This window comes from Deinococcota bacterium (assembly GCA_030858465.1).
Taxonomy (GTDB): Bacteria; Deinococcota; Deinococci; order Deinococcales; family Trueperaceae; genus JALZLY01.
Window position 1 is genome coordinate 1 of sequence record JALZLY010000210.1, and the last position, 4,955, is coordinate 4,955.

The window sequence follows — 4,955 nt, forward strand, 5'->3', positions numbered from 1 at the left end:
CTCTCGGCAAACCCACGCACTTTCAGGAGCGGGAAGGGAAGTTCTAGCCCATGAAAGCACCGGCGCTCACAGCCGCGCAGCAGACCCTGCTCTTTGACGGCACCGTCATTCCAGCTCACCCTCTGGCCCTGGACGAGCGGCGGCGGCTCGACGAGCGGCGCCAGCGGGCACTCACCCGTTACTACCTCGAGGCGGGGGCCGGCGGCATAGCCGTCGGCGTTCACACCACGCAGTTCGCCATTCGCGACCCGAAGGTCGCCCTCCTCGAGCCGGTCCTGGCGCTCGCTGCCGAGACGGTCGCGGAGGTGGCCTCAGGGCGCCCCATCCTCAAGGTGGCGGGCCTTTGCGGGCCTACCGAACAAGCGCTGGCCGAAGCGGAACTCGCCACTTCGCTAGGGTACGACTTGGGCCTCCTGAGCATGGCTGGTTTGGGGGACTCGCCTGAAGAGGCGCTGCTCGAGCGGGCTCGAGCGATCGTCCAGGTCATACCCGTCTTTGGTTTCTATCTGCAGCCTACGGTCGGCGGGCGGGTCTTGAGCTACGCGTTCTGGCGGGCGTTTAGCGACATCGACGGCGTGACGGCCATCAAGATCGCGCCATTTGACCGGTATGGGACGCTCGACGTGGTCCGGGCGGTGTGCGCTTCGGACCGCCGTGACGCCATCGCCCTCTACACCGGCAACGACGATACCATCATCGCCGACTTGCTCACCCCCTACCGCTTCCGGATCGATGGCCGAATCGTCGAGAAACACATTGTGGGCGGTCTGCTCGGCCAGTGGGCGGTGTGGACGAGGCGCGCGGTGGAACTGCTCGAGGAGGTCAAGCGGCTCCGCCGACAAGGCGGGGCTTTAGACCTGGAGTGGCTCGCGCGCAACGTAGCGTGGACGGACGCGAACGCCGCGATTTTTGACGCCGCCAACGGATTTCGTGGCTGCATCCCCGGCATCCACGAGGTGCTGCGACGCCAAGGCCTGCTGGTGGGAAGGTGGTGCCTCGATCCTGAAGAGACGCTGTCGCCGGGCCAGGCGCAGGAGATCGACCGCGTCTACAGCGACTACCCGCAGTTAAGCGACGACGCCTTTGTCGAAGAAGGCCGGGACCGCTGGCTGAGTGAGTCCTTGCCGGTACGGAGCTCTTGAGGTGCGCACCTTTGGTTTCGGGGTGGTCGGACTCGGCAGTATCGCCAAGGCGCATCTGGACGCCATCGATAAACTGCCCAATGCGCGGCTGATGGGTGTGACGAGTCATTCGCCCGAGAAGGCCGAGGCGGCGGCGCGCCAGCACCAGCAGGTCAAGCAGCACCAGGTCAAAGCGTATCCCAACGTGGCCAGCATGCTCTTGGACCCGGAAGTCGAGGTCGTCTGCGTCACGACGCCGAGCGGAGCCCACCTCGAGCCGGCGCTGGCGGCCGCCAGGGCGGGCCGCCACATTATCATCGAAAAACCGCTCGAGGTCACGGTCGAGAGGGCGCAGGCCATCGTAAGGGCGGCCGACGCGGCCGGTGTGAAGCTGGCGACCATCTTCATGAGCCGCTTCTCGGACGCCCACCAGCACCTCAAGAGATCGGTCGAGGAGGGAAGGCTTGGCCGTATGCTGCAGGGGGACGCCTACGTGAAGTGGTATCGCTCGCAGGCCTACTACGACTCGGCCGCGTGGCGGGGCACCTGGGCCTTGGACGGCGGCGGGGCCCTGATGAACCAGGCGATTCACCAACTCGACCTGCTGCTCTGGTTGCTGGGCCCGGTGGCGGAGGTCTTCGCCTACACGGCCACCCTCAACCACGAGCGGCTCGAGGTCGAGGACACCCTCGTGGCCGTCCTACGCTTTGAAAGCGGCGCCCTTGGCAGCATCAGCGCCGCCACCTCGCTCTATCCAGGCCAGCCCAAAGTGCTCGAGCTTCACGGCACGGCGGGAACCGTGCGCATGAAGGATGACGGCGTCGACCTGTGGCAGCTCGCCGACCTCACAGACGGTGAGCAGGCCGAGGTGCTCCGGCGCTATTCAGGCCAGGCGTCCGGCACCTTCGCCGACCCCATGGCGATGTCCTTTGACAATCACCGCCGGCAGATACATGACTTCCTTCAAGCCATCGAAACGGACGCGGCCCCCCTGGTCGATGGCCGCGAGGGGCTACGGTCGGTCGCGCTGGTCGAAGCCATCTACCGGGCGGCCCAGACGAAGAAGCCTGTGACCTTAACGACACCATGACCGGAACGGCCATGTCCCTAAACCTCAGCTGCCGCGATTACCGCACGGGTGAAGCAGTAACCGTCAGCTTCAGAGATGATGAGGTCGATGTCGTGCGCCGCGGGGAAGAAGACGCCTCGACCTCACTTCTCTTCGCGCCCGCTTTTGTCGACCTCCAGGTCAACGGGCAGTTCGGCACTGATTTTTCGTCACCGCCAAGCCTGAGCCCAGGCAGCCTAAGAAGGGTCGCGCGGGCCCTCTGGGAGCAGGGGGTAGCCTACTTCTTCCCCACCATCGTCACGGGCAGCTTCGCGAGTACACGGCAGAGCCTCGAGCTCATATGCGCGCTGGCGAAAGACCCTGTGCTGGCAGGGAGCCTTCCCGGCATCCATCTGGAAGGTCCTTACATCGCCGCGGAGGACGGACCCCGCGGCGCCCACCCGCGCGTCCACGTCCGGCCGCCCTCGCAAAGGGAATTCGCCGCGTGGCAGGAAGCGGCAGGCGGCATGATTCGCCTGATGACCCTGGCGCCGGAGCTTCCGGGCGCGCCGCCCTTCATCCGCGCCCTGCGCGCGGAGGGCGTCCTTATTGCCATCGGCCACACCGACGCCGGTGCTGAGGACATAAAGAATGCGGTGACGGCAGGGGCCATGCTTTCCACGCACCTGGGCAACGCCACCCACGCCCTGCTCAGGCGCCACCCCAATTACCTTTGGGAGCAACTTGCCGAAGACGGGCTGTGGGCCAGCCTCATCGTCGATGGCCATCACCTCCCACCTTCGGTCGTCAAGGCCATGGTGCGCGCCAAGGGAGCAGAGCGGTGCCTGCTCATCTCGGACGCAGCTGCTGTCGCGGGTCTGCCGGCAGGACGCTACGTATTTGCCGGCGCGGACATCGAGCTCACATCCGAGGGTAGCGTGCGCCTTGCCGGTACGGATTATCTGGCCGGTTCGGCCCTTCAACTACCTGAGGCCATCCATAATGTAGCCATGTTTGCGGGTCTTGACCAAGCGGTGGCGCTGGACATGGCCTCGCACCACCCCAGTCTCCTCTTACGCCTGGCCACGCCACTGTCGCTCGAGGTTTTTAGCCACAAGACCTTCACGCTTCTCGAGTGGGACGAGCAGGGTCTAAAGGTCAAAGCGACGGTCGTCGGCGGCAGCGTCCGTCATCTCAGCAAGGATCTTCGCGGTGAGAAATCATCCTCCTGAAGGCGCCGGGATCCGGCCGCGTTGACGAGGGATGAATTTGCGTTATGATTGAGAATGTCGGACAGACCGCAACTTGTGCGCCCATGTCTTCCGTGATCTTAAACCAACAGGCTGACAGGGCCGAGCAAGAGGCAGGGCCAGCGAAAAGGGATCTTGTCCCTGTTGCCGAGGTGTAGTGAACGTAACCGCAACACCGTCCGGCTGAGAGGAGGGCATATCTTCTTCGAGCGTCCCCCCACTCCTTACACGACCCATTTCCTGGAGGTGAGACATGAAGCGAATCCCAACCCTAGCGACGGTCATCCTGGCGAGCCTGCTGCTCATGGCGGCAGCTCAAGACACGGCGGCTCAAGACTCTCAAGACTATTCCTGGCAACCGGACAGGCCCATCACCATCATCGTGCCGTGGGCCGCCGGCGGTTCGACCGACCAGATGACGCGCATCTTGGCTGCCGACCTCGAGGCGGCTCTCGGGCAAAGCGTGGTGGTCGTCAACCAGCCGGGAGCCTCGGGCTCGATCGGCACGACCAACGCGCTTGGCGCCGCCCGCGACGGCTATACCTGGGCGGCAGGCGCGGCCGGCGACCTCGGCACCTATGCGGTGCTCGACATGCTCGACACCAGCTTGGAGGACTGGCACATCTTCCTGACGGTCGCCAACGTCGAGGTCGTCGGGGTCAACGCCAATACCCCGTACCAGGATTTCGGAGGCCTGCTCGAGGCCATGAGGGAAAGGCCCGATCAGATTTCGGTCGCGACCGCCGGGCTGTCCTCCGCCGGGCACAACGCCATGGAGGCGATCAGTCAGGCGACGGGAGTCGAATACCGCCACGTCACCTATGATGGCGGCAACCCTGCGGTGATCGCCACCGTGTCCGGCGAGACCGAGGTCACCACCCAGCTCGCCGTCGAACAGGCGGAAATGATCCGTGGCGGCAGGATCCGTCCCCTGGCCGTCGTCAGCACCGAGCCCCTCGAGATCGAAGGGTATGACGGGCAAATCCCGCCGATCACCGACTGGATCCCCGACTTGGAAATCGCCACCAACTACTTCGGCATCTGGGTTCCCCGGGGCGTGCCGGACGAGGTCGTGGAGACGGTGGAAAGGATCTGGGAGGAGCGGATCAGCCAGTCCGAGGCGCTCAGGGATTACGCCCTGGAGAGGGGCGCGCTGTTCACGCCTTACTACGGCGAGGAAGCGCAGGAAAGGGGCATGACCAGAGTCAGGAGCCAAGCCTGGACGCTTTTCGATAGCGGTCAAGCGCCCATCTCACCCGATACCGTGGGTATCGAGCGGCCCTAGGCGCAAGATTACGTGAGCGAGGCGAGCACCAGCGATGGCTAGAGTGGACATGTACATCTCACTGGTGCTCGTCGCCTTTGGCCTCGGCGTGATGGCAGAGGCCTGGCGCATGCCGCGCTTCGAGCATCTCGGCGTCAACCCGTATACGGTTCCTGGGCTCGTGCCGGCCTTCATCGCCGCCGCCCTGGTGCTGTTCGGTCTCATCATGCTGCTGCGCTCGAGCCGGGCGCTCGCCGGGTCCGCCCCCGTCA

5 protein-coding genes are annotated in these 4,955 nt (G+C 65.0%); all 5 read left to right on the top strand.

Going from position 1 to position 4,955, the window contains the following annotated elements; genetic code table 11:
* Positions 1–50: 50 nt before the first annotated feature.
* On the top strand, positions 51–1,142 hold the full coding sequence (locus M3498_10605) for a dihydrodipicolinate synthase family protein (GenBank protein ID MDQ3459731.1): 1,092 nt from the start codon (positions 51–53) through the stop codon (positions 1,140–1,142).
* A 1-nt stretch (position 1,143) separates the two neighbouring features.
* A complete protein-coding gene (locus tag M3498_10610) occupies positions 1,144–2,211 on the top strand; it encodes a Gfo/Idh/MocA family oxidoreductase (GenBank protein ID MDQ3459732.1) in 1,068 nt (355 codons plus the stop codon).
* A gap of 11 nt (positions 2,212–2,222) precedes the next feature.
* Complete coding sequence (locus M3498_10615) at positions 2,223–3,401, top strand: N-acetylglucosamine-6-phosphate deacetylase (GenBank protein MDQ3459733.1); 1,179 nt, start codon at positions 2,223–2,225, stop codon at positions 3,399–3,401.
* Between the two features lie 271 nt (positions 3,402–3,672).
* Entirely contained in the window at positions 3,673–4,704 is a 1,032-nt protein-coding gene (locus M3498_10620) for a tripartite tricarboxylate transporter substrate binding protein (protein ID MDQ3459734.1), read from the top strand.
* Positions 4,705–4,738: 34 nt separating this feature from the next.
* The coding region (locus tag M3498_10625; GenBank protein MDQ3459735.1) for an alkaline shock response membrane anchor protein AmaP at positions 4,739–4,955 on the top strand (217 nt) is incomplete at its 3' end.

Coding starts and splice junctions, on each gene's coding strand:
- M3498_10620 (MDQ3459734.1), top strand. CDS start 3,673: ATGAAGCGAATCCCAACCCTAGCGACGGTCATCCTGGCGAGCCTGCTG.
- M3498_10605 (MDQ3459731.1), top strand. CDS start 51: ATGAAAGCACCGGCGCTCACAGCCGCGCAGCAGACCCTGCTCTTTGAC.
- M3498_10615 (MDQ3459733.1), top strand. CDS start 2,223: ATGTCCCTAAACCTCAGCTGCCGCGATTACCGCACGGGTGAAGCAGTA.